This is a genomic window from Halorubrum amylolyticum (assembly GCF_004114995.1).
GTDB lineage: Archaea > Halobacteriota > Halobacteria > Halobacteriales > Haloferacaceae > Halorubrum > Halorubrum amylolyticum.
In genome coordinates, this window is sequence record NZ_SDJP01000027.1 from 14,080 (window position 1) to 37,904 (window position 23,825).

The window sequence follows — 23,825 nt, forward strand, 5'->3', positions numbered from 1 at the left end:
CGCGACGCGCCTTTTAAACCGCTCAATCGCCCACGTACAGGTATGTTCGAAGACCGGCCGGACCGCGACGCCGAGGTCGTCCTCGTGGGGCGCTCGAACGTCGGCAAGTCCACGCTGATGCGGGAGCTGACGGGCCACGACTTTTCGACCGGCGGCAAGCCGGGGGTGACCCGCCAGCCGAATCATTTCGACTGGGCCAGCGAGAGCTTCATGTTCACGGATCTCCCCGGATTCGGGTTCATGTCCGGCGTCGAGGAGGAACACCGCGAGGCGATCAAGACGAACATCGTCCACTACCTAGAGGAGAACGCCGACTCGATCCTGGCGGGCGTCGTCGTGATGGACGGGAAGGCCGCCGTCGACATCATCGACCGCCACGCAGAACGCGGGAATATTCCCCACGACGTGGAGATGTTCGGCTTCTTGGAGGACGTGGGCGTCGAGCCCATCGTCGCCGTCAACAAGACCGACAAGATCGACGACCTCGACGAGCGGCTCGACGCGATCTGCGACCGACTGGGACTGTACCCGCCGTGGCAGCAGTGGTCCGACCGGATCGCCCCGATCTGCGCGAAGCGCGGCGACATCGAGGCGCTAGAGGAGTGTCTCCAGACGCGCTTCCACGAGCACAACCGCGACGACCTGCTGAAGTTCGTCGCCTAAGCGCGCAGGCTCGAACCGGGGAAGTCGGCCGTCGATCGTGGGCCGCTCGGTGGGGGAGGGGGCGTCAGGCGAACACGACGAACCGGAACAGCCACAGCGTGACCATCCCGCCGGCGATAGTCGCCGCCACGTCCTCCGTGCGCCACGCGATCACGCCGGCGACGGCGCCCGCGATCAGGCGCTCGTCGGCGAGCGTCGCGGCGACCGAGGGCCGGACCGTCACCAGATCCGGGAGCACGAGCGCCGCGAGCACCGCCGGCGGAACGTATCGGAGCGGGCGTTTGATCCGGGCTGGCACCCCCTCGATCCGCCCGAACAGGTGGATGAAGGAGAGCCGGAACCCGTACGTCGCGGCCCCGATGAGGAGGATGGCGAGCCAGATCCCGAGCGAGCCGCCGAAGAGGGCGGAGCCGCCCGTCACTCGCCGAACACCTCCGTCAGCAGGCCCACGGCGATTCCGGAGACGGCGCCCGCGAGCAGCCCGAGGTTCAGCGGGAGCCCGGCGGCGACGACCGCGACGGTCCCGCCGGCGACGCCCGCCGCGGTGGTCGGTCGGTCCTTCATCGCGGGGACGAGGAGCGCGAGGAACACAAGCGGGACCGCGAAGGTCAGCCCCCACGCGTCGGGGACGCTGGCGCCGACGACGACGCCGGCCACCGTTCCGATCTGCCAGACGACCCACAGCGCCCCCGCCGCGCCGAGGTAGTAGCGCCACCGGCTCCGCCCCGGGTTCGCCTCGAACTCGGCGACCGAGAGCGCGTACGCCTGATCGGTGAGCACGTACGCGAGGCCCGCCCGGAGCCTGCGGCCGTAGTCCGCAAAGTGCGGCGCGATCGACGCCGAGTACATCACCATCCGGACGTTGATCACGACTGCGGTGCCGACCACGACCGCGAGCGGCGCGTTCTCTCCGATCAGGTCGATCGCTGCGAGCTGGGAGGCGCCCGCGAACACGATCACGGACATCCCGACCGCCTCGGCGAGCCCGAGCCCGGCGTCGACGGCGGCCACCCCCGCGACGAGCGCGAAGGGAGCGATCCCGAGCAGCAGCGGCGACACGTCTCGGACGCCGGCCCAGATGTCGCCGTCGAGGGGGGTGCCGTCGGAGGCATCGCCGTCGAAGGAGTCGCCGTCGGAGATATCTCCGTCCACGGTCACTCTCGCGGGTAGACGGGCTCGTCGTGCTTCGCCGCGAGGTGGTCGGCGTGCTCCAGCTTCGTGTTCGCCTTCCGGAACGTGCCGAGCAGCGAGTGGACCTCGCGTTCGGTCGGGTGCGCGCGCCCGAGCAGTCGACGCATCAGCAGCGCGTTCTTCTCGCGGACGTGCTCGCGCTGGCCGGTGACCTCGAGAAACTCGCCGAAGAACTCGTGGAAGCGCTCCACGTCGGCCTCGGGAGCGCGCGTGACCGCGGTGTCGGGAAGCTGCGTCTCGTCGACCGTGAGATCGCGAAGCTCGTAGAGGAGGACCGTCGCGGCCTGCCCGAGGTTCAACACGGGGTAGTCGTCGTCGGCCGGGATCGAGCACACCTCGTCGAGCCGCGAGAGCTCCTCGTTGTTGAGCCCGCGCCCCTCGCGGCCGAAGACGATGGCGGTGGGCGCGTCGACCGTCTTCAGCGACTCCCGCAGCTCGGCGGGCGTCTTGAACGGGAACCGCTCGTGGCTCCGGTCGTCCTCGCCGGTGATCGCGGTGGTGCCGACGGTGTGGTAGTTCGCGACGACCTCGTCGAAGGTCACTTCCTCGGCGTTCGGGAGCACGTCCTCGCGGGCGTGGCCGGCGAAGCCGTACGCCTCGCCGTCCTCCTTCAGCTCCGGCGGGTCGACCAGTTTGAGATCGGTGAGCCCGAAGTTCTTCATCGCGCGGGCGATGGTGCCGACGTTGCCCGGCGTCTCCGGCTCGACGACGACCACGACCGGCTTGCGGCGGGTCTGCGGACCGGCGCTGGTGTCGGTGTCCGCGACGGTATCGGCGTCGGGATTCGCGTCGTCGTCGCCCTCGTCGGCCCCGCTCATCGGTTCGACGGGTAGTCGGTCGAGAGGTCGACGTCTTCGAAGTCGTCCTCGCTCAGCTTGTCCTCCGTGCCCCCTTCCTCGTCGCCGCCCTCGCCGGCGAGTTCGAGGATGTCGATCCGGTCGCCGTCGAAGTCCTGCTCGACGCGCTCTTGGATGTCCTGCTGGTCCGGCAGGTCCGGGAGCTCGTCGGGGTCCTCCTCGACGTGCTCGACCGAGCCGTACCCCTCCGGCGCCTCGTTGCCCGCGGCGGCCCACTCGTGGAAGCGGTCGCCGAACTCGAGGGAGCCGGCGTGCTCGCTGCCGCCCTCCTCGCGGAACCAATAGAGCAGATCCGACTCGTGTTCGGGGCAGAGCAGCACCTCGCCGTTTGGCTCGCCGTAGACGATCTCCGCCTGATTACAGCGGTGGACCTCGGCCTCGCCGTGTTCGAGGTAACACACGTCGCAGGGCTCCTCGACGAGGCCGACGAGCCTGACGAGGCGCTCTCGGGGCTCCTCGGGGATCTCGTCGAGGGGCTTTAACTCCTCGTCGTCGGTGAATATCTCCTCCTCGTCGAACCGCCATCCGCGGAGGCCGACGCTCACTTTCGCCATGCGAGAGGCTACGCGAGGCGCGGATAAAAACGCGTCCTTCCGGGGACGAGCGCCCCGTTCGCGAGGCATATACGGACGCGATTCGTACCGCCGACAATGCGACGACGGGGAGTCCTCGCGGCGGTGGGTGCCGCATCGATCGGCGGGATCGCGGGCTGCGGCGGAACCGCTCCCGCGGCGGACGACGGGGAGGAAGGCGAGGCCGGTGGAACCGACACCGCCACCGACGCCCTCCCGACCGACTGGCCCTCCGGAACCTACGCCGACTACGACGCGACCACGGTGACGGTCAGGAGTCCCGAGGGCGACGATCTGGGTGCGGTGCGGGCCGCGGTCGCGAGAACGTGGAATGAGCGGAGCCTCGGCCTCAGCGACGCTCCATCCCTTCCCGAGAACGCGGGGATGCTATTCGTGTACCCCGAGCCGCGAGAGACGTTGACGTTCATTATGCCGGACATGGACTTCGGGATCGACATCGTCTACGCCGACGCCGAGGGGACGATCGTCGAGGTCCACAACGCGCCGGAACCGGGACCGAACGAGGACGGGAGCGAGCAACGGTATCCCGGCTCGGGGCAGTACGTGTTGGAGGTCCCCTACGAATGGACCGACAGGCGTGGCGTCGAGGTCGGGGACGTGCTGGCGTTCTCGCTATAGACGGTCGTTTTTGAAGGCCTCCGTATTCGCTTATAAATAGCATCTGATAGATCGGCGGTGAACGCCTCCAAAGCCCCACACAACACCGCACCTCACGCCTCCCCAGCCTCGTCGGCCGGCGTTTGATAAGCGCCGGCCGACTCCCTCGGCGTCGCGCTCGCCGTCGCCGGGCGCGACCGCTCGCAGGCGCAGCGAGGCGCGAAGCGCCTCTGGAAGCCGGCGGCAAAGCCGCCGGCGACGCCACCGCACCGCCGGTCATAAACGGTTGTCGCCACCGATCCTCCGGCGAGGGCGTCGGGTACTCGCCCCGTTTATGTCGATCGCGTTCGTGGAGAGCGTATGCGAAACGTGGACGCCGCGGGGCTCGGGATCGGCGACGACCACCCGCCCCGGATCATGGGCGTGCTCAACGTCTCCGCGGAGTCACCGTACGACCCGAGCGTGTACGACGACCCCGGCGAGGCCGCCGAGTACGTCGACGAAGAGCTGATCGGCGAGGGCGCCGACATCGTCGACGTGGGACTCGAATCGGCCAACAAAGACCTCGACGTGCTCTCGGCCGAACAGGAGCTGGATCGGCTCGACACCGCGGTCGAGACGCTGGGATCGACCTCGGGCGACGCCGTCTGGTCGATCGAGACCCGCTACCACGAGGTCGCCGACGAGGCGCTCGCGCGGGGCTTCGACATGGTCAACGACATCTGCGGCTTCGCCGACCCCGAGATGCCGCGGGTCTGCCGCGAGCACGACGCCGCCGTCTCGAAGATGGCCTCGCCGCCGGACCTGGAGCGGCCGGGCGCGATCGAGGACGTGGACGATATTTATGAGGCGCTGTCGATGAACGGCTTCACCGACAAGACGATCCTCGACCCCGCGTTCGGCGGCTGGTCGGTCGAGAAGACCCACGCCGACGACCGCGAGACGTTCCACCGGCTCCGCGAGTTCCGGGGGTACGGCCGCCCGCTGCTCGTCTCGATCAACCGCAAGAGCTTCCTCAAGACGATCGCGGGACGAAGCACCGAGGAGGCCCTGCCGGTGTCGCTCGCCGCCACCTCGATGGCGGTCGAGCGCGGCGCCCACGTGATCCGCACCCACGACGTGGCCGAGACGCGCGACGCGGCGCTGGTCGGCGCCGAGTTCGCCCGGGATCGGGTCCGCTCGGGGGACGAAGCCGGTGCGGTCGCCGTCGAGGAGCTCGACGTGACGACCGTCCGAGAGGCGGAGCATCACCTCGACCGGCTCGACGCCGATCCCTCCGTCGCCGGCGACGCGGTCGTCCGCACCTACGAGCTGCGCGGGCTCACCGACGAGGCCGTCGGCGCGCTCCGGGCGGCGACCGCCGAGCCCGACGCGGACGCCGCGTTCGCGCTCGCCGGTTCCGCCGCCGCCGAGACCGCGGTCCCGCCCTCCGCCACAGACGGGGGATCGCCCGCGGACGGCGGGGCCGGACTCCTCGTCGCAACGCCCACCGGAGTGTCCGCGGCTCGATCGTCTATTTCGGGCGTGTCAGCCGCGCTCGACGCCGCACTGGAACCGATCGACGGCGGCTCCAAGTAAGAGAAAGTTTATGCCGTCGTGCAGACAACCCGTTCAGTGGACGCCGGAGGGGCACGCGGGTAGGGGTACTCTGTGCTACTCCGGCCCATACCATATTCGACCCCGCCAGCGGCGGCGTCCGTCGCTGCGATCGGGACGGGGCATCGACGAACCGACAGCGAGGGGTCCCAGATGAGATTCGAGACCTTCGAGCCCGTCTACGAGGCGATCCTCGCCGACTTCGGATTCGACCGGGCGGCCGACGAACGCGCTCGCGACGCGGCGGCCGAGAGCGCGACCCCGTTCCCCCTCGACCGGCTCGGCGACTGGCGCGGCGAGACGGTGGCGATAGCCGGCGCTGCCCCGTGTCTCGCCCGAGAGATCGAGCTCGCCAGCGACGCCGACGCCGTCGTCGCGGCGTCCACCGCCGCCGATGTCCTCCGCGACCGGGGCGTCGCCGTCGACTGCATGGTGACCGATCTCGACAAGAACCCCGAGGCCGCGGCGGAACTGACCCGCGAAGGGGTCCCGGTCGCGGCTCACGCCCACGGCGACAACGTTCCCGCGGTCCGCGAGTGGCTCCCCCGGTTCGCGGACGGGGCGACGCTCGCGACGACGCAGGCGGCGCCGGCCGGTCCGGTCCGGAACCTCGGCGGGTTCACCGACGGCGACCGCGCCGCCTTCCTCGCCGACCACGTCGGCGCCGGGCGCCTCGTCTTTCCGGGGTGGGACTTCGACGATCCCGACGTGGACCCGATGAAGGCGCGGAAGCTCGACTGGGCCGCGCGGCTGTTACGGTGGCTGGAGCGCCGCCGCGACGAGCGGTTCGGGGTCCTCGACGGGCGCCGCGCGGATCTCGACGACGCCCTCGATCCGATTCTCCGCGGACGCGGCGGCGACGGTTAAAGCGACCTACTCCACGCGAGCCTTCGGCAGCAGCTCCGTGCGGTCGCGGGCGTCGAGCCACTCGACCAACTGGACGAGCTGGTCGCTCGCGGCCTCGAACAGCCGCGCCGCCTTCTCCGGGGTCACGTCGGTCGGGTCGCCGAACGCCCCGTTCGCGGAGTTGTCGATCGAGTCGTAGAACGTCCGGGCGCCGTGGACCACCGCGTCCGACTCGTCGAGGTGGACGAGCCCGTCGTCGCGGGCGTCTTCCAAGCGGTCGGTCCGGACCAGTTCCGGAGCGATGTGCGTGATCATCGCGGTCTCCTTCGGCCCCGCGTGGGGGCCGTTGTGCTCGAACAGGTCGTCGACGAGGTCCGGGATCGACTCGTCCCACATCCACTCGACCGCGTAGGCCGTCTCGTCCTCGTGGAGCCGGCGCCCGACCTCCCGGAGGTGCTGGACGTTGCCGCCGTGGGCGTTCACGAACACGACGCGGTCGACCCCGTGGTACGCGAGGTTCCGGGTGAACGACTCGACGTAGTCGCGGAACTCCGGCGGGTCGACCCACATCGTCCCCGGGAACTGCCGGTGATGCGGGCTGACGCCGACGGTGACCGTGGGGGTGCGGACGGCGCCCGTCTCCTCGGCGGCCGCGCTCGCGAGCGCCTCGGCGATCAGGTGGTCGGTCGCCAGCGGCAGGTGCGGGCCGTGCTGTTCCGTGGAGCCGAGCGGAACGAGGGCGACTGAGCCGTCCGACAGCGACTCCCCGAGTTCCGGCCACGTCTGGTCGGCGAGATACATATCCGCATTCCGATTCGGGGACGTATGAACCCCGCTTTCTCGGTCGCGTTCGCCGGGAGGAACGATCGCGAACGGTCTCGAACGAACACGAGCGGCGCCGCCGGCCCGTGTCGCCACCCTTTTTGTGTCGTCCCGCCGAATCCGGGCGTATGTTCGGAGGTGGCGGTATGAACCCGCGGAAGATGAAACAGATGATGAAACAGATGGGGATCGACGTCGAGGAGCTCGACGCCGAGCGGGTCGTCATCGAGACGGCCGACGGCGACGACCTCGTCTTCGACGGCGCCCAAGTGACCAAGATGGACGCCCAAGGGCAGGAGACCTACCAGATCGTGGGCTCGCCCGACGCGGTCGCCGACGCCGGCGCCGGCGCCGGCGGGAACGCCTCGGCGGTCGAGAGCGATTCGGGTGCAGCGGCGATCGAGGACGCCGCGGACGACGGGGGAACCGGAGCAGATGCCGGCATCCCCGACGAGGACGTGGCGCTCGTCGCCGAGCGCGCCGAGGTGCCGCAGTCGCGGGCCCGCGAGGCCCTGGAGGACGCCGACGGCGACCTCGCGGCCGCGATCGCGGAGCTGGAGTGACTGATCCGGCGTGACGGACGCCGCGTACCTGCTGGTCCACGAGGACCGGGAGTACCTGCTGGAGCCGGGCGAGGAGTTCGGCACCGACCTCGGCGTGCTCGAAGTCCCCGACGACGTCGAGGGCGGCGACGCCGTCGAAACCCACCTCGGCACCGCCTTCGAGGTCCGCGAACTCCGCGGCCCGGACCTGTTCAACCACCTCGAACGCACCGGCGCCCCGATGATGCCCCGCGACGTGGGGCTCGTGATGGGCCACACCGGCGCGTCCGGCGGCGACCGCGTGCTCGACGCCGGCACGGGCACGGGCATCCTCGCCGCGTACCTCGGTCGCGCCGGAGCCGACGTGACCACCTACGAGGTCGACGCCGACTTCGCCGAGGTCGCCCGCGGGAACATGGCGACCGCCGGCGTGGCGGACCGCGTCGAGGTCCGCACCGGCGACCTCACCGAGGAGTTGGACGCGCTCGCCGACGAGGACCCCTTCGACGTGGTGACGCTCGACACGGGCGACGCCCCGGCGGTCGTCGAGCGCGCCGACGACCTGCTGGTCTCGGGCGGACGCCTCGCCGTCTACTCCCCGTTCGTCGAGGGGACCCGCGAGGCCGCCCTCGCCGCCCGCGAGGCCGGCTTCGAGGGCGTCGAGACCCTCGAAACGATCCAGCGCGAGATGGACTTCTCCGACCGCGGCTCCCGCCCCTCCACCGCGGGTGTCGGCCACACCGGGTATCTGGTGTTCGGCCGGGCGCCGTAGCCGGAGCGGCGCAACGTTCTTTCCGGTTCCGCCGCCACGGGGCGTATGGCTCCGCCGACGGCCGGCGACGGTCCCGTCGAGCGCGACGGCCCTAGCGACGGCGACCCCTCTCAGGTGGCCGTCGCGCTCGACGCGGCCGACGACGGGCTCGCGGAGGCGGTCGAGTCCGCGCTCGCCGGGCGGCCCGCGGTCGTCGCCGTCGGCGTCCCTCTTGCGCTTTTCCCGCCGATACTCGCCGCGAGAGGGCGAACGACCGGAAGTACGTGGCGGATCGCTTGTCGACCGGGCGTCGCCGACGCGCTCGGCCGGGCGTTCGTCCTCGGCACCGCGGTCGCCGAGGCGGTCGCGGAGGGAGCGATCGAACTCCGGACTACCCGACGCGATAGCGACACCGAACAGGTCCTGTTCGCGTCGCCGGAGCGCGTCGACGCGGCCGCGGGGCCGGAGGGGGACCGGACGCTCGTCGGCGAGGAAGCGTCGGAGCGGGTCGCGCCAGCCGTCCGAGCGGTGCGCGAGCGGTTCGCGGCCGCGACGCCCGCGACCGTCGACATGCCCGCGCGAAGCCGCCTCCTCGCAGCCGCCCGCGAGGCGCTCGACGACCGGTTCGCCGGCGACGTGGCGGCCGTGTTCGACGCGCTCCCGTACGGCGCGGTGGGGCGGAGCGGCGAGCTCACCGACCGGACGCTCCTCGTCGCGCTGGCGGCGCGCCACGACCACCTGCTGTGGGACCTCCGGCGGTGGATCGGCGCCGAAACGCGCGTGGACGAGGGGGCCGGCGGGGGCGACGAGGGCGGCGTCGGCGTCGCGGCGGGACAGGACCTCACCGGGGACCGCCGGGCCTTGGTGCGGCGCGGCCTGATCGAGGCGATCAGGGTGCCCGCGGGCGACGGTCGCCCCCGGCTCCGGCTCCGTGCGGCCGACGACGCGCTGCTCGGCGCGACGCCGACGGGGGTCCTCCGCCTGCTCCGCGACCGGTTCGCGCTCCCGGTCGACGAGGGCGAGGCCCCGGACGGCGCGGGAAGCGACGAGCGGCGGCCGGTGTGGAAGCGGCGGGGGCGAGCGGTTCGGGGTCCGGACCGACGTGACAAGAACTAACTCCCGGCGGCGCCCCCGAACGGGTATGCCGAACTTCTCCGACAGGGTCGAGCGGATCTCGATAAGCGGCATCCGCGAGGTGTTCGAGGCGGCCGGCGACGACGCGATCAACCTCGGGCTCGGCCAGCCCGACTTCCCGACGCCGGACCACGCGCGGCGGGCGGCGGTCGACGCCATCGAGGACGGGAAGGCCGACGCCTACACCGAGAACAAGGGAACTCGGTCGCTGCGCGAGGCGATCGCCGAGAAACACCGGGCGGATCAGGGGGTCGACCTCGATCCGGGCGACGTGATCGCCACCGCGGGCGGCAGCGAGGCGCTCCACGTCGCCTTGGAGGCCCACGTCGACGCCGGCGACGAGGTGCTGATCCCGGATCCGGGGTTCGTCTCCTACGACGCGCTGACGAAGCTGACAGGTGCGGAGCCGGTTCCGGTTCCGCTGCGCGACGACCTCACGATCGACCCCGCCGCGATCGAGGCGGCGATCACCGACGACACCGCGGCGTTCGTGGTGAACTCCCCCGGCAACCCCACCGGCGCGGTCTCCGCCGAGGCGGACGTGCGCGAGTTCGCCCGGATCGCCGACGAGCACGACGTGCTCTGCGTCTCCGACGAGGTGTACGAGTACACCGTCTTCGACGGCGAACACTACTCGCCGATCGAGTTCGCGGAGACCGACAGCGTCGTCGTCGTCAACTCCGCCTCGAAGCTGTTCTCGATGACGGGCTGGCGTCTCGGGTGGGTGTACGGCTCCGAGGAGCGCGTCGACCGCATGCTGCGCGTCCACCAGTACGCGCAGGCCTGCGCGTCGGCGCCCGCCCAGTACGCCGCCGAGGCCGCGCTGCGCGGCGACCGCGGGGTCGTCGGCGAGATGACGGCCTCCTTCGAGCGCCGGCGCGACCTCCTCCTCGACAGCTTCGACGACATCGGGATCGACTGCCCGACGCCGCAGGGCGCGTTCTACGCGATGCCGCGGGTGCCCGAGGGGTTCGTCGACGAGTGCCTCGACCGCGGCGTGGTCGTCGTGCCCGGCGAGGCGTTCGGCGAGGGCGGGCGCGGCCACGCCCGGATCTCGTACGCGACCGACGAGAGCGACCTCCGCGAGGCGCTCGACGTGATGGCGGCGGCCTACGAGGCGACGACGTAGCCGAAAAATCGTGGCGACATCTGCCAACCCATAACTGGAGGACATTACCCGGTCGCAGGAGGTTTCCGCAAGTTATACTGCCGCCGGTGAAGTACCGATGCGTAATGGACCGGAACATTCAGGTCAGCCGCCTCGACCGCTCGGCGGTCGAGGACCAGGAGGTCGAGATCGTCGAGCGGAAGGGTATCGGACACCCGGACTCGATCTGCGACGGTATCGCGGAGTCGGTGTCGCGCGCGCTCTCGCAGCTCTACTTGGACCGCGTCGGGAAGGTGCTCCACTACAACACCGACGAGACGCAGCTGGTCGCCGGCCGCGCCGCACCCGCCTACGGCGGCGGCGAGGTCGTCGAGCCGCTCTACGTGCTCATCGTCGGGCGCGCCACGAAGGAGTACGAGGGCGAGCAGCTCCCGGTCGACTCGGCCGCGCTCGCGGCCGCCCGCGACTACCTCTCCGAGGCGATCCCGGAGCTGGAGTACGGCACCGACGTGGTCGTCGACGTGAAGCTCGGCGAGGGGTCGGGCGACCTCCGCGGCGTCTTCGGCGAGGAGACCCAGCAGGTGCCGATGGCCAACGACACCTCCTTCGGCGTCGGTCACGCGCCCCTGACGGAGACGGAGTCGATCGTGTACGAGGCCGAGCGCGAGCTCAACACGACCTACCACGCCGACCACCCCGAGCTCGGCCCGGACGTGAAGATCATGGGCAAACGCGAGGGCGACCGGATCGACATCACGGTCGCGGCCGCGATGGTCGATCGGTACGTCGACGACCTCGACGACTACGACGACGCGGTCGGAGACGTGCGCGAGTTCGTCACGGAGCTGGCCGAGGCCCGCACGGACCGGGAGGTGCACGTCGACGTCAACACCGCCGACGACTACGAGGAGGGCTCCGTCTACCTCACCGTCACCGGCACCTCCGCGGAGCAGGGCGACGACGGCTCCGTGGGGCGCGGCAACCGCGCGAACGGGCTCATCACGCCGAACCGCCCCATGTCGATGGAGGCGACCTCCGGGAAGAACCCCGTCAACCACATCGGGAAGATCTACAACCTCCTGTCGACCCGGATCGCGGAGTCCGTCACCGAGGAGGTCGACGGAATCCGCGACCTGCAGGTCCGCCTGCTCTCGCAGATCGGGCGTCCGATCGACGAGCCCCACGTCGCCGACGCGCAGCTCGTCACCGAGGAGGGGACCGACATCGCCGACATCGAGGAGGAGGTCGTCGCCATCGTCGACGAGGAGCTGGCGGACGTCACCGACGTGACCCGCAGCGTCATCGACGGCGACGTGTCGACGTTCTGAGTCGGTCGGCGTCGGGCGCGGACCTCCGGCCGAAGGGCGGACCCCACCGACCGCAACCGATTTGTGGAGCGGCCGACTCCGATAGCGTGTGACGCGGGTGTGTCTCCTCGGCGATCCGAACGTGAACCTCACCTACGAGCTGCTGTCACGCGAGACGGCGCGGGACGCGCTCGCGACCTACGGGATCGAGGAGCCCTTCGAGAACAGCGTCGCCGTCGACACCGTGAGCCTCGGCGCGGCGGTGTCGCTTCTGAACGACCTCAACTGGTACCTCGTGCGCTTCGTCGACGAGGCGCTCGTCCGTGAACCGTCAGTCTCTCCCGACGAGTGGCTCTCCCGCGACCTCGCCCGCGAGGTGCGGGACGGCGCGGTCCCCCCAGAGGAGACCGACCAGCGCCTGAAGGTGTTCGGCCTCGTCGACGGCCGACCCGTCGAACCACTCTACGTCCGGCGGACGCAGGGCGAGACGCCCGAGTACGACCTCCGCGACGTCGACGAGACGGTGATCGTCCGGGTGAGCGAGTCCGAGTTTTCGGGATAGGCGACGCGGTCGGGGAAGCCCGCAACCGACCGCTCGGCCTCAGTCCGCGGCGTCCGGCGTTCCGGTCGAGTCCTCGGTCGCCCCCGTGAGCGTCGCCGGCAGCTCGCCGTCGTACCCCTCGGGCACGTAGGGACACAGGGGGTCGCTCTCCAGCGGGTCTCCCGTCGCCGCGAACGCCCGCGAGCGGCTCCCGCCGCAGACCTGTCGGAACTCGCAGGCGCCGCACTTCCCCTTCAGTCGGTCCGGCTCGCGGAGCGACTCGAAGAGGTCCGCGCTCCGGTAGATGTCGACGATCGAGCGGTCGCGGACGTTGCCGGCGGACCGCGGGAGGAACCCGGACGGGTACGCCTCGCCGGTGTGACTCACGAACGCGAACCCGCGGCCGGCGGTGATCCCGCCGCGCCGCCGGGCCGCGCCCTCGTCGCCGTCTGACTGGAGACCGACCCGACGGTAGAAGGGCGCCTCGGTCGTCTTGACGCCGAACGGCTCCGACTCGGCGACGCCGTGGAGCCACTCCATCACGCCCTCGGCCCGCTCCGGCGGGATCGGATCGAGGACCCGCCCCCGACCGACGGGGACGAGGAAGAACACGCTCCAGAGGACCGTTCCGAGGTCTCGGACGCGGTCGCGGATCGCGGGGAGCTCGTCGACCGTCTCCGCGCAGACGGTCGTGTTGACCTGCAGCGGTAGCCCCGCGTCGGAGGCCGCCTCAGCCGCCTCCAGCGTGCTCTCGAAGCTCTCCTCGCCCCGGAACCGGTCGTGACTCTCTCGGGTCGCGCCGTCGAGGCTGAGCGCCATCCGTCGGACGCCGGCGTCGGCGAGGGCCTCGACCCGGTCGGGCGTCAGCGACTGCGTCCCGCTGGGGGTGATCGTCATGCGGAGCCCCCGATCGTCGCCGTACGAGACCAGCTCCGACAGGTCGTCCCTGGCGAGCGGATCGCCGCCGGAGAGCACGACGAGCTGTCCGTCCCCGAACGACGCCGCGTCGTCGAGGAGCCGCTTCCCCTCCTCGGTCGTCAGCTCGTCGGGGTGACGCGCCGGCTTCGCGTCGGCGCGGCAGTGGCGGCAGGCGAGCCCGCACGCCTGCGTCACCTCCCAGATGAGAACCAGCGGCCGCCGGTCCGTGTCGAGGTCGTCGAACATCGGCTCACACCGGTCTTCCCGTTCCACCCGCTTGGGTGCTGTCCCGAACGTGTTCACGTTTGAAGAAAGGGGGACCGAAACGGACTCCCCGAGTACTCTCCCGACGAACCCTCGGGTTGATACCGTCACCCGTCGAAGGCGGCGTATGACCGATTCCGTGCTCGTCGCGATGGACGACTCGCCGCTGGGTCGCGAGGCGCTCGCGCTCGCCCTCGAAACGTTCCCGGACGCGGAGGTCACCGTCGTCCACGTCGCCTACCCCGACCTCGATATGCTCCCCGAAGACACGGAGGAGGTCTTCGGCGCCTCGTTCGACGAACTCGACGGCGTGGGCGACGAGACCGCCGCGTCGGTGTTCGACACCGTCCGCGAGATCGCCGACGACCGCGACGTGGCCGTTACCTTCCTCACCGGAGAGGCGGAGCGCCGCATCGTCGCGTACGCCGAAGCGGGAGAGTTCGATCACGTCGTGCTCGGCACGCACGGACGATCGGGGATCTCGCGGGTCCTGATCGGGAGTGTCGCCGAAGCCGTCACCCGGGAGACGGACGTTCCGACGACGCTGGTGAAGTGAGACCGGATCGGGACCGGCGCGATCGGTCGACGCCAACGCGATCAACCGATGTCGACCCGATCAGTCGTCGCCGTCGATCCCGACCCGGTCTCGCCGCGTTCCCGCGCTGGGCCGCGCCTCCGCGTACGCGACGGCGTGTCCGGCCAGCCGGACGCTGCCCCAGCCGAGCCCGAGCCCCGCGACCACGTCGGCCAGCCAGTGAATTCCGAGGTACATCGTGGATATCACGACGCTCGTGGCCACGAACGCGACGATCGCGAACCATCGCGGGTGCTCGCGCCGGGACCGCCACGCGACGAGCGCCACGGCCGCCGCGAGCGACGTGTGCAGGGAGGGGAAGACGTTTGTGTTCGACGACACCGCGGCCGTGAGCGTCTGCGTCGCCGGGTAGAACTCGTACATCAGCCCCTCCACGCTCGGGAGGTGGTTCCGAGGACCGTACGCGACGAACAGCGTGTAACAGACGGACCCGACGCCGTAGTTCACCACGTACGCGACCAACAGCTCCTTCAGCCGCCGCTGAGAGGACGACAGGAAGTACAGGAGCGGTGCGGTCACCAGCAGGAACGCGAACCCCAAGACGTACGTCGCCGAGAAGAACTCCAACGCCGCCGGCGGTACGGCGTGCTGGAGCGTGGCGACGAACTCGCCCTCGACGGCGTACAGCTCGTCGGTCACGTTCCAGTTCAGCGCGCGAGAGAGGCGGAGCCTATAGCCGTGTGTCGCCTGCTTGAGCAGGAGAAACGCCGCCGCGACCGCGAGATACGGAGCAACGTCACGAAACCGCGCGGTGAACTCGTCCGTCGTTCGATGCAACTGCCGGCGCTCCACGCAAAGGCAGAGAACCGCCACCGTGCCCGTCAGCACCGAGAGCCCGGTGACCGTGGTCACTTCGAGGAGGGACATTCGTCGGTCGGTTCATCCTTTCGGCGACGACCCATGAGCCGTTCGGTGTCAGCCGCTCCGGCCGTCCGCGGTCGTGTTTGACTTTCGAAGTGAATATCCTATTCTCCTCCATTAAAACGTCATTTTTACAGAATTTGTGAGGCAGTCGTTATAGAGACGCTCCATACAATGCTGGAAATCCATCGCACCCATCGAGCGAAAATCTGCAACCATTCACAGGTCGCAGACTCGCTCGACCGGCATGGGTGGAGTGCCAGCAAACTCTGGAACGTCGCCAACTACCACGCCCGACAAGTGTGGGACGAAACCGGCGAAGTCCCTGACCACAAAGACCTGAAACGTGAGTTGAAAGACCACCCCAAATATGACGGACTGCATAGGTGTACCGGCTGGTTGGCACAGCCTTCAGTCTACCTGCATGACCTCTCCTGCGGATTCCAACGGCAGCCAGAGGTGGTGGACTGTAAACCGTAATATCCCCACGCTCGGGATTCCTCCGCGTTCACGCGGAAGAGGATGTCAACCAGCGTGGCATCCTGCCCACTCTCCTTTCGCGCAATGGTCCTCTCGGTCGTGTTCATAGAGATAACGGGTGACTCGTATGCAGACTTCACTCGACGACTCACTCGGCAACTAGAAGTGGCCACCATCCTCGGGTTGAGCCGAGTGTCCGACGAATCAGCGCTCTCGCGGGCGTGGCGAAATCGATTCGACGACGCTGTTCACGAATACATCCACGCTGCCGCCCACTTCGTCATCAAGGAAATCCATGATCGCGATATCCCAGCATCCAAAATTCGGCCTAAGGCAGAGATCGTCGACGATTCTGAGGGTGACGGGGACTCAGTAGAAGACGAATCGTTCTCACAGGTCCATCCTCCGAAACTGTGATCCGCGAACCGCGCAAATTCAGTATATCGATATGAGATTTATTTAGTTGCAATCGAACAGCTATCCAGTCGGATCGATACCGACAGAACTCGGTGAAACGTCGTCTCCGGTCGCTACCCCACCAACCGGTACACGTTCGCTTCGTACGTCTCGCGTACCTGATCGCCCCAGTTGTGGGTGTACGTGTCGATCACGTCGTCGGCGACGTCTCCGCGGAGGTACTTGACGACGCCGCGGTCGCCCGTCCGGTCCCGGAGGTGGGTCGTGAAGAAGTGGCGGAAGTAGTGGGGCGTGACGTTCTCGGCCGCGCCCCCGCCGGTGCGGTACCACCCCGCGTCGCGGGCGTAGCGCTCGACGACGTGTCTGACCGCTTGCGGATCGAACCGCTCGCCCCACCCCTCCGCGGTGCCGACGAACAGGGGGTCCGCGTCCGAGGCGCCGTCCGGCCGCACGGCGAGCCACCGTTTCAGCGTCCGCGCCAGTTCGTCGTCGACCGGGATCACGGTGGCGCGCTTCCGCTTGTTCGACGCGGTGCGGACCTCCCCGTTCAACTCTTCGCCGACCGTCGCGTCCGGCGTGACGTACAGCGAGTTCGGCCGGTCCGCGAGGGCCGGCCGGGTCCCCAGCGCGAATGCCTCTCTGAGTTCCTCGTCGTCGACCGCGAGATCGCGGAGATCGAGGTTACAGAGCTCACCGACCCGCATCCCGGTCTTCAACAGCGTGACGACGAGCGCGCGGTGGAGCGGATGCCGAATCCCGGCGACGAACTCGCGCATCGCCGGAATCGACACGTCCCGCCGCGCAGGGTCCTTATCGACCATCTCGTCCATCTCCTCCATCACGAGCGTCATCGGGTTCCCCTCGAAGACACCCACCTCGGTCATGTACCCGTAAAATCGGTGGAGATACGCCGCGTACGTGGCCACCGTGCTGTCGGCCACGTCGCCGCGCAGCGAGTGGACGAACGCCATGCAGTCGCGGTGGGTGGCCGACGACGGCGTCGTTTCCGGGTCGAGAAAGGACTCAAACCGGCGGAGCACGCGCTCGTAGGAGTTCCGCGTCCGTTCGGTCTTCCCGTGGTACGTGAGGTCCTCGATGAAGTAGCCGATCGGATCGTCGACCTCGTCGGGGGCTCGCGTGCTACTCATCGATCAGCGCGTACCCCCCCTCCCGTCCGTTGTACCTGATACGGTTTCGATCTTGAAGCGAGTCGAGCACGTCCTCTAGGCGCCCCTCGAAGTCGTCGAACACCGCGTCGACGAGTTCCTCCCACGAGAGCACCCCGTCGGCGAGCGCCGCCTCGACCCGCCTTTCGAGGTCGCTACCCCCAGGGTCAGACCCCGACGGATCGGGTTCGACGGGGGTTTCGCTCGTTTCGATCGAAAACCCGCGTCTCCCGGCCTGTACCATTGTTCTGACGAACTCGCTTTGCGACATCCCCAACTCGTCGGCGTGGTCCTGCCAGATCGCCTTCTGGTCCTCGGGGACGTACGTCTTCACGGAGCGGCGGTCGTCGCTCATCTGTCGTCCGAGGCTTCTCGGGCCTTCGTCTTCAATCTATCCCACAATTCTGGATAAGGTCACTTATACAGTACTGTAGGACCGCTAAAGGCGGCCAGTATGTGGAATATCTCATCTTCTAGTACTAGATAAACGGGCTTGTAATACCAGATATCTAGATATTATTAGAGCCGATCGCTCCGCTCTCTTGCCTGACGACCAGCCGCATGTTCCGCGGTAACACATTTATCGAGGAAGGGCTGTCGACGGAGCGAAGCGGTTTCCTTGGCTACTCCCGGCCGACATTCACCCCGTCGGAATCACCGTCGACCGGTCCGATCGACAGCCGGCGCTTTGCATATGTACTGTTCGACACTTACCTTTCCGCGACTCGACCCCCGCGGCACCCAAGCGGACCGAAGCGTCGCGGTCGACAGTTGTGTGTTCGATGTGCCCGGAGTCGTGTGCTCATTCCACGTCTGGTGTTGAAAGCGCGCAGACGCCGCTGACGGAGGTTCGTGTCCACAGGTGTGGAGATCCCATCGGAAGTCGAGAAATCGTTCACGGTGCCATAGCACCCGTCGACGACACCGAAACCCGGCCATTCGGCGCGCCAGATCCCGTATTTGGTCGGGCGAGACGGACGGGGACCGATCGGTCGACGACACATACACCGTATACCGCTATAGAAAGTGTAGTGGTTAGACCCGTATCTCGGAGGACGACTCCTCGACCGCGATCGCGTCGAGCGCACGTTCGACGAGCGGGTCGTGTTCGGCCGCGTTCCGCATCAGCACGGTCTCGCTCGGGAAGAGGTGTTCGCCGACGACGAGCCCGTGTTCGCGGGCCGTCGACCCGGTGACGGTGAGATAGACGCCGAGGCCGGTGCGGGCGATGGCGGCCTCCTCCTCCTCGTCCGCGTTCGGATAGACGAACTCGACATCCTCCAGCGCGTCCGTTCCCAGCACGGCGGTGACGAGCCGTTCGTAGCGCGGGGAGATGCAGAGCGGCCCCTCGTACTCCGCGACGAACTCTCGATCGAGGTCGGTTCCCGGTTCGATCCCCTCCGGTCGTCCCATCAGCGTGTGATAGACGGTGTCTCCGAGTCCGTTGACCACGCGCACGTCGGTGTCGACGGGGTCGATCCGCTCGTTGATGTCGGCTATCTGGCCGAGCCCGCCCGGCCGAATCCCGACGACCTCCTCCAAGACGAGGTCGGCTGAGTCGAACCCGAGCGCGAACTCGTGGGTCCGGAGGGCTCGAAACGGCTCCTCGCGGCCGACGAGCTTCAGCGTCACGTCTCCGAGGTCGACGGTGGCCGCGTCGAAGACGATCCGCCGGGGCTTGCCGTCCCGGTCGTCGCGCAGCAGCGTGAACTCCGGCTGTCGCGGATCGTCGGGGTCGGAGTACTCGATCAGCCGCTCGTACGGGCCGTCTTCGGCGTCGACGCGTCCCTTCGTGACGGCCTTCTCGTACCGGAGGGTGTTGCTCACGCGGTCCGCGAGCCCGTCGAGCCGGTCGTCGGGGCCGACGGCCGCGATCCGTTCGAGGACCGCTTCGAGCGGTCGGCCCTTCCGCGGCACGGCGACCGGTACCGGTTCGCTCATTACCGTCTCTGGGCCGCCGCGGGTAAAACGGGTTGCGCTTTCCGTTCGGTGCGATGTCGGCGCTGTGGGTCGCGGTCGGCGCCCGATTACGGACCGAAGGCCTCGTTGAGCCGCTCTCTGAACGCTTCGAGCTCTTCGAGGTGGTCGTTGATCGCGTCGAGCTCCGCCTCCACGTCGTCGAGGTCCTCGCCGAGCCGGTCCTCGATGTCGGTCAGACGGGTATCCACCTCCGCGAGGTCGTCCCAGAGGTCGTCGAACTCCTCGTCGAACCGCTCGGTCCGGGCCTCCACGTCGTCCACCCGGTCCTCGGTCGCCTCCAACCCCGCGGCGGCGTCGTCGACCTCCTCGTACAGCGTCTCCACGTCGTCGCCCAGGTCGTCGACCGCCTCGTCGAGGCCGGCCGTCTCGTCGTCGAGCCGCGACACGTCGTCGGTGACGCCGTCGACGGTCTCCTCGACGTTCGCGACCGTGTCTTCGAGGTCCGCGACGGTCCCGTCGATATCCGCGACCGTCTCCTCGACCCCGGAGACGTCCGACTCCACGCCTTCGACCCGCTCGTCGACGCCCTCGACCCGCTCGGAGACGGAATCGACCTCGTCGGTCACCGACTCCACCGACTCGTCGACCCGAGAGACCGCCTCGCGCAGGTCGTCCCGGTCCGCGTCGGCGGAGGCGAACCGGTCGTCGATCGCGGCCATCTCGGACTCGACCGCGTCGACCTTCCCGTCGAGGTCGTCGAGGATCTCGCGTGCGGTCCCCTCGCCGTCGATGAACTCCGAGAGGGCGTCGGCGTACGCCTCGATGTCGGCGACGCTCGACTGGAGGCGGGCGATCCGCACGTCGACGCTTCGCGGAACGCCGACGTCGAGCTCGGACCTGAGGGTCTCAAGGTCGTCGTCGTCCACCTCGCCCGCGCGGATCTCCGAGGCGAGCGCTGCGGCGAGTCCCTCTTTCGGGGCGGGCGCAGGCGCCGCGTCCGTCGGTTTTCGGTCCTCGGCGGCGGCGGAGTCGACCACCTCGTCCGCGCCTCCTTCGTCGACCCCGACCGTCGTGTCCCCCGCCTCATCTGCGGTCGACCCGTCCGCGTCGGGTCCGTCTGCGGCCGACTCGTCGGCGACCGGCTCCTCGCGCGAGGTGACCGCTGCGGTTCCCGCGGCGACTTCTCGCGGTTCGGGTGCCTCCGTATCACCAGATTCTTCGTCCGCTTCTGCGGGTTCCGGCGGTTCGTCGACCGCCTCCGGTTCGGCGGTCGGCTCCGCCTCGGCGATCGCCTCCTCGTCGCTTGCGGCCGCGTTCGACGCTTCGGGTGCCGGCTCGTCGTCGACCGGCGGGGACTCGTCGCCCTCGGGGGCGAGCGGCTCCTCCATCCCCGGGAGCGTCGCGCGGTCGCCAGAGAGGACCTCTCTGACCGCATCGGTGTCGCCGGCGCCGAGGACGTCTTCGATCTCCTCGCCGACCGGGACGTGCTCGATCACCGGCGTTCCGAGGAAGCCGTCGAGGTCCGGGTCGTCGTCGCGGATGCCGAACACCGTCTCGATCGCGTCACCGGGGTCGACGACGCGCTCGAACTCGACGCGGTGGTCCTTGTAGGCGGTCCAGTTGTCGTTCTCGTACTCCGGGTGGAACCCGATCCGGTCCATCGGGAACGACTCGGGGATTCGGTCCACGATGCGCACGCGCACCGGGTCCTCCCGAGTCGAGGAGAGCTCGTACATCACCGCGGGCACGGGGAACGCGTCGTCGGTGAAGGACTTCTCGACGCGAATACCGTCCTCGTCGACGGTCGTCGTCGCTTCTGCCGTCCGTTCGCTCATACGGAGTCCCTCCCGGAGCAGGGGCTTAAATTCCACGGGCCGCGTTTCGGCGGTGATAACCACCGACCGGTGAAAAAAGCGAGATCGGATCGGGCAAACCGGGCGTCCGAACGCTACGAACCGCTCACAGATCGAGACGGTCGCCGATCTCGACCATCTCAAGCCGGTTCGGGTGCGAGCGGCTCCGAACGTGTTCGTGGAGCGCGGTCGGGTCCGCGGTCAGCCCCTTCCACATGTCCCAGTGGGTCGGGACGAGACGGTCGAGCGCGAGGTCTTCGGCGGCGGCCGCGATCTCGTTTTCGTCGCTGTACCACTTCGTTTCGACCGGCTCACCGGTCTCCTTGTCCGGGACCATGCCGACGGACCCGAACGCGAGGATGCCGAGATCGATGTCGAACTCGTCGGCGAGCGCCGAGAACGACGCCGAGGGCTTGCTGTCGCCGGCGTGAAAGATGGTGCCCGACTCGTGTTCGATCACGTATCCGACTGGGTGCGTCGCGTCCGCATCCTGCGTTTCGACGACGTGCACGGTGAACTCGCCGATCTTCAGTTCGTCGCCCTCGGTCACTTCGAGGAAGGCCTCCTCGTCGACGGCCCAGTTCTCGGTCCAGCGCTCCTCCTCGCGGGCGACCGCGAGCGAGTCGTCGGGCGCGACGAAGTCGGCATCGGTGGTCGCGAGGATCGGCGCCTGCGAGGGGCCGTGGACATGGTCGGTGTGCTCGTGGGTCGCCAGCACCGCGTCCGCCTCCCCGATGTCCTCGGGGTCGAACGGGATCGGGATCATCCGGACCGTGCGCGGCGGATCGCCGGTCCCGACGTACGGGTCGATCCAGAGGACCGTGCCGTCGCTCCCCTTGATCGCGAAGCCGTTGCAGCCGAGGTACCACAGCGCCACCGTGTCGGGGTCGGCGTCCGCCACCGCGCGCGGCAGCCAGTTCCCCCAGTCCGAGTCGGTCATGGGCGACGTTGGGGGTGCATGCGGGGTAATCGTTCCGGAGTCGGTGGGGTTCGATCGTTTTCGAGAAATCAGCAGTATTTCGTCGCCTAGAATACGACAGAAGATCGTTTGCAGAGGACGTGTTGCGAAGATAGGAAATAATGCACAGGTTCGACCCCGACTACTCACCAAACTGAGTGCTCTTGCGTCCCCCTGCTCACCAGTGAATAGCCCACTAGTCTGTCGAATTCTCATTCTTCAGACAGAATATCGTGCGAAAAAGATATTCGCTGAAAACTGCTTCTTGAGTAACTACCGCTAGGGAGCAAATTACGTGAGATTCGATCTCTGACCTATCCAGAAGCCAAATATCATCACGAGGAGGAGAATAGCTACGGGAACCCAGAATCCAAGGCTCGTAAATAGTTCGACGGAGAGTATCTCAGGTGCGAAGATAGCTAGATACAGAGGTATGCCAATCAGCAATCCCGCCGCAGCAGTGAGAATAAATCTTGGGTACGAATCCATTTTCAATTATATTAGCACAGGCTCTGATAACAGTTCTCCGGTGTTGGCCAGTCACGGGGCGACCTGTATTGACCGCGACCGGGTCAGATGTGGCCAGCCGCTAAGAGGTTCAATCAAGCTCTGAGATTCAAACTCCTCGACTCACGTAATTACGGCTCGTTTCTCCAAACGCGGTACGCTTGGTTGGCGTGTTGAAATCGGCGTGTCTCGGCGTCAAATTTACCGGCTGTTCGTTTGTTTGTGCGAAGAACCACCCGTTCAACGTCCGAACTCATATGCGCGAGCAGGTTGCGGTATCCGCGATTTTGCATCACCTGTTCAGCGATCATTCTGCGGTCGGCCGTCTGTGCTCGTTCAAGTGTGACTATGCCTCGATCCCCATCATCGGACTCTGTCTGCCACTCCTCGACGGTGACAGTCACTGTGTCTCCGTCTGACTCGCTTGTTACATCGTCCGTTGGTACGACCGAGATCGTCGGTGCGTCGAACTTGACGAGAGCGGCACTCTCTGATGTTGTGTGTCCGTACCCCGCCACGGCGGCGTAGTGGCCCCCACCGAGGTACGGAAAGTGATCCTCATGGTTGCTATCCATCTCATCAGCCGCTGCCTCTATTGTCCACGATTCACTTTCACCCGCCGGGAGGTTTTCACAGATGCCGTCGTGGGCGTACGGGCCGATGTGAAACCATTGATCCTCCTGTAATTTGTATAAATCCCAGCCGCCGCAGCTGGTAGATTCCTGTGACCGATTGAAAAACGTAAATTCAATTTGAGTGGGTAACTCCGCTCGTTCGGTCCTTGGGCGGACGAACGCCTGTGTTGTTTCATCAGCCTTGTGGTACCAAGTAACGCCACCCTCACCGGGAAGGTCAGGGATCGACATACCAGAGAATTCTGAGTCAGATTCTGGCCCAGTTGAGTTCGTTGAATTAGTTGACCCAGCTCCCGGCGTGTTGCAACCAGCGAGCCCGCCGAAAGTGGCCGGGAGACCAGCAAGGAGAGTACGTCGGTACATATCCACCCTTTCCGTCTTATTATGAAATGTTTTGTGGGGGATTCTATCCGTTTAAACGGATTTTAAACCAAGACGGCTCTGTTGAAATCCTCTGAAGTTGATAGTTTTTCATCCTCAATCGCTCAGTACAGTGTATTCATACGTCAATGTCGAAACTGACAGCAACAGATTCGTCTCCGGTCAAGCCCCAGAATACGAATCGATACCGACCCGAAACGAGATCAGGACACACTTCCAAGGGAATTGGTACGTGTTTAGCCCCGTCTGATTTCGTCACTATCTCGTAGGTGGTGGCCTATGACAGACACATGGTCTGCCAGCAGGGAGTCAGTCTACATCC

25 protein-coding genes and 2 pseudogenes are annotated in these 23,825 nt (G+C 67.6%); 13 read left to right on the top strand and 14 right to left on the bottom strand.

The window, feature by feature from the left end; all coding sequences use genetic code 11:
• Window positions 1-42 precede the first annotated feature (42 nt).
• A complete protein-coding gene (gene engB, locus ESO89_RS14830; protein WP_128906237.1) occupies window positions 43-663 on the top strand; it encodes a GTP-binding protein EngB in 621 nt (206 codons plus the stop codon).
• A gap of 64 nt (window positions 664-727) precedes the next feature.
• Here engB and ESO89_RS14835 read toward each other — a convergent pair whose 3' ends face one another.
• Genes ESO89_RS14835 through ESO89_RS14850 form a run of 4 tightly spaced genes read right to left on the bottom strand, consistent with a single transcriptional unit; the run spans window position 728 to window position 3,265 of the window.
• Window positions 728-1,084, bottom strand: a complete 357-nt coding sequence (locus tag ESO89_RS14835; protein ID WP_128906238.1) for an AzlD domain-containing protein — start codon at window positions 1,082-1,084, stop codon at window positions 728-730.
• Complete coding sequence (locus ESO89_RS14840; protein ID WP_241686250.1) at window positions 1,081-1,815, bottom strand: AzlC family ABC transporter permease; 735 nt, start codon at window positions 1,813-1,815, stop codon at window positions 1,081-1,083. Before ESO89_RS14840 ends, ESO89_RS14835 begins: the two co-directional genes overlap by 4 nt.
• A 2-nt stretch (window positions 1,816-1,817) precedes the next feature.
• On the bottom strand, window positions 1,818-2,672 hold the full coding sequence (locus tag ESO89_RS14845; protein ID WP_128906239.1) for an RNA methyltransferase: 855 nt from the start codon (window positions 2,670-2,672) through the stop codon (window positions 1,818-1,820).
• Complete coding sequence (locus ESO89_RS14850) at window positions 2,669-3,265, bottom strand: hypothetical protein (protein ID WP_128906240.1); 597 nt, start codon at window positions 3,263-3,265, stop codon at window positions 2,669-2,671. Before ESO89_RS14850 ends, ESO89_RS14845 begins: the two co-directional genes overlap by 4 nt.
• 96 nt (window positions 3,266-3,361) lie before the next feature.
• Between ESO89_RS14850 and ESO89_RS14855 the strand changes: the two genes are divergently transcribed.
• The 3 genes from ESO89_RS14855 to ESO89_RS14865 all read left to right on the top strand — a co-directional run bounded on the left by ESO89_RS14855 (window position 3,362) and on the right by ESO89_RS14865 (window position 6,364).
• Window positions 3,362-3,922 (top strand): DUF192 domain-containing protein, encoded by a 561-nt coding sequence (locus ESO89_RS14855; protein WP_128906241.1) that lies wholly within the window; start codon window positions 3,362-3,364, stop codon window positions 3,920-3,922.
• Between the two features lie 339 nt (window positions 3,923-4,261).
• Window positions 4,262-5,479 carry a dihydropteroate synthase gene (locus tag ESO89_RS14860; RefSeq protein ID WP_128906242.1) on the top strand — a complete coding sequence of 406 codons (1,218 nt, stop codon included), beginning with the start codon at window positions 4,262-4,264 and terminating at the stop codon, window positions 5,477-5,479.
• A gap of 171 nt (window positions 5,480-5,650) precedes the next feature.
• Window positions 5,651-6,364 carry a 6-hydroxymethylpterin diphosphokinase MptE-like protein gene (locus tag ESO89_RS14865; protein WP_128906243.1) on the top strand — a complete coding sequence of 238 codons (714 nt, stop codon included), beginning with the start codon at window positions 5,651-5,653 and terminating at the stop codon, window positions 6,362-6,364.
• A gap of 6 nt (window positions 6,365-6,370) precedes the next feature.
• Here ESO89_RS14865 and ESO89_RS14870 read toward each other — a convergent pair whose 3' ends face one another.
• A complete protein-coding gene (locus tag ESO89_RS14870; RefSeq protein WP_128906244.1) occupies window positions 6,371-7,144 on the bottom strand; it encodes a creatininase family protein in 774 nt (257 codons plus the stop codon).
• A gap of 149 nt (window positions 7,145-7,293) precedes the next feature.
• Here ESO89_RS14870 and ESO89_RS14875 point away from each other — a divergent pair, with 149 nt between their 5' ends.
• From ESO89_RS14875 to ESO89_RS14900, 6 genes are all read left to right on the top strand, one after another.
• A complete protein-coding gene (locus ESO89_RS14875) occupies window positions 7,294-7,728 on the top strand; it encodes a nascent polypeptide-associated complex protein (RefSeq protein WP_128906245.1) in 435 nt (144 codons plus the stop codon).
• Window positions 7,729-7,738: 10 nt separating this feature from the next.
• Complete coding sequence (locus ESO89_RS14880) at window positions 7,739-8,479, top strand: methyltransferase domain-containing protein (protein WP_128906246.1); 741 nt, start codon at window positions 7,739-7,741, stop codon at window positions 8,477-8,479.
• A gap of 45 nt (window positions 8,480-8,524) precedes the next feature.
• Window positions 8,525-9,574 carry a transcriptional regulator TbsP domain-containing protein gene (locus tag ESO89_RS14885; protein ID WP_128906247.1) on the top strand — a complete coding sequence of 350 codons (1,050 nt, stop codon included), beginning with the start codon at window positions 8,525-8,527 and terminating at the stop codon, window positions 9,572-9,574.
• 25 nt (window positions 9,575-9,599) lie between these two features.
• Window positions 9,600-10,721 (top strand): pyridoxal phosphate-dependent aminotransferase, encoded by a 1,122-nt coding sequence (locus ESO89_RS14890; RefSeq protein WP_128906248.1) that lies wholly within the window; start codon window positions 9,600-9,602, stop codon window positions 10,719-10,721.
• Window positions 10,722-10,825: 104 nt separating this feature from the next.
• Window positions 10,826-12,028, top strand: coding sequence for a methionine adenosyltransferase (locus ESO89_RS14895; RefSeq protein WP_128906249.1), 1,203 nt, complete (start codon window positions 10,826-10,828; stop codon window positions 12,026-12,028).
• Window positions 12,029-12,116: 88 nt separating this feature from the next.
• Window positions 12,117-12,569 carry a DUF5804 family protein gene (locus ESO89_RS14900; RefSeq protein ID WP_128906250.1) on the top strand — a complete coding sequence of 151 codons (453 nt, stop codon included), beginning with the start codon at window positions 12,117-12,119 and terminating at the stop codon, window positions 12,567-12,569.
• A gap of 39 nt (window positions 12,570-12,608) precedes the next feature.
• On the opposite strand, the gene ESO89_RS14905 is transcribed toward ESO89_RS14900, so the two are convergent.
• Window positions 12,609-13,712: a radical SAM protein gene (locus ESO89_RS14905; RefSeq protein WP_128906261.1), complete on the bottom strand. Its 1,104-nt coding sequence runs from the start codon at window positions 13,710-13,712 to the stop codon at window positions 12,609-12,611.
• 145 nt (window positions 13,713-13,857) lie between these two features.
• Between ESO89_RS14905 and ESO89_RS14910 the strand changes: the two genes are divergently transcribed.
• Window positions 13,858-14,286: a universal stress protein gene (locus ESO89_RS14910; protein WP_128906251.1), complete on the top strand. Its 429-nt coding sequence runs from the start codon at window positions 13,858-13,860 to the stop codon at window positions 14,284-14,286.
• Between the two features lie 60 nt (window positions 14,287-14,346).
• Here ESO89_RS14910 and ESO89_RS14915 read toward each other — a convergent pair whose 3' ends face one another.
• Window positions 14,347-15,192 (bottom strand): phosphatase PAP2 family protein, encoded by an 846-nt coding sequence (locus ESO89_RS14915; RefSeq protein WP_128906252.1) that lies wholly within the window; start codon window positions 15,190-15,192, stop codon window positions 14,347-14,349.
• 168 nt (window positions 15,193-15,360) lie between these two features.
• On the opposite strand from ESO89_RS14915, the pseudogene ESO89_RS19425 reads away from it, so the two are divergent.
• Window positions 15,361-15,570, top strand: a pseudogene (locus ESO89_RS19425) (RNA-guided endonuclease InsQ/TnpB family protein); the annotation flags it as partial.
• Between the two features lie 145 nt (window positions 15,571-15,715).
• A pseudogene (locus tag ESO89_RS14925) lies at window positions 15,716-16,062 on the top strand (transposase); the annotation flags it as partial.
• Window positions 16,063-16,196: 134 nt separating this feature from the next.
• On the opposite strand, the gene ESO89_RS14930 reads toward ESO89_RS14925, so the two are convergent.
• The 7 genes from ESO89_RS14930 to ESO89_RS14960 all read right to left on the bottom strand — a co-directional run bounded on the left by ESO89_RS14930 (window position 16,197) and on the right by ESO89_RS14960 (window position 23,353).
• On the bottom strand, window positions 16,197-17,231 hold the full coding sequence (locus ESO89_RS14930) for a tyrosine-type recombinase/integrase (RefSeq protein ID WP_128906253.1): 1,035 nt from the start codon (window positions 17,229-17,231) through the stop codon (window positions 16,197-16,199).
• Window positions 17,224-17,604, bottom strand: coding sequence for a DUF5805 domain-containing protein (locus ESO89_RS14935; protein ID WP_128906254.1), 381 nt, complete (start codon window positions 17,602-17,604; stop codon window positions 17,224-17,226). Before ESO89_RS14935 ends, ESO89_RS14930 begins: the two co-directional genes overlap by 8 nt.
• A 680-nt stretch (window positions 17,605-18,284) precedes the next feature.
• A complete protein-coding gene (locus ESO89_RS14940) occupies window positions 18,285-19,190 on the bottom strand; it encodes a hypothetical protein (protein ID WP_128906255.1) in 906 nt (301 codons plus the stop codon).
• Window positions 19,191-19,276: 86 nt separating this feature from the next.
• Window positions 19,277-21,004, bottom strand: coding sequence for a coiled-coil domain-containing protein (locus tag ESO89_RS14945; protein WP_128906256.1), 1,728 nt, complete (start codon window positions 21,002-21,004; stop codon window positions 19,277-19,279).
• Window positions 21,005-21,128: 124 nt separating this feature from the next.
• Complete coding sequence (locus tag ESO89_RS14950) at window positions 21,129-21,962, bottom strand: MBL fold metallo-hydrolase (RefSeq protein ID WP_128906257.1); 834 nt, start codon at window positions 21,960-21,962, stop codon at window positions 21,129-21,131.
• Window positions 21,963-22,271: 309 nt separating this feature from the next.
• The gene (locus ESO89_RS14955; RefSeq protein WP_128906258.1) at window positions 22,272-22,469 is read right to left on the bottom strand and encodes a hypothetical protein; all 198 of its coding nucleotides are present in this window, start codon (window positions 22,467-22,469) and stop codon (window positions 22,272-22,274) included.
• A gap of 149 nt (window positions 22,470-22,618) precedes the next feature.
• Complete coding sequence (locus ESO89_RS14960) at window positions 22,619-23,353, bottom strand: hypothetical protein (protein WP_128906259.1); 735 nt, start codon at window positions 23,351-23,353, stop codon at window positions 22,619-22,621.
• Window positions 23,354-23,825 lie beyond the last annotated feature (472 nt).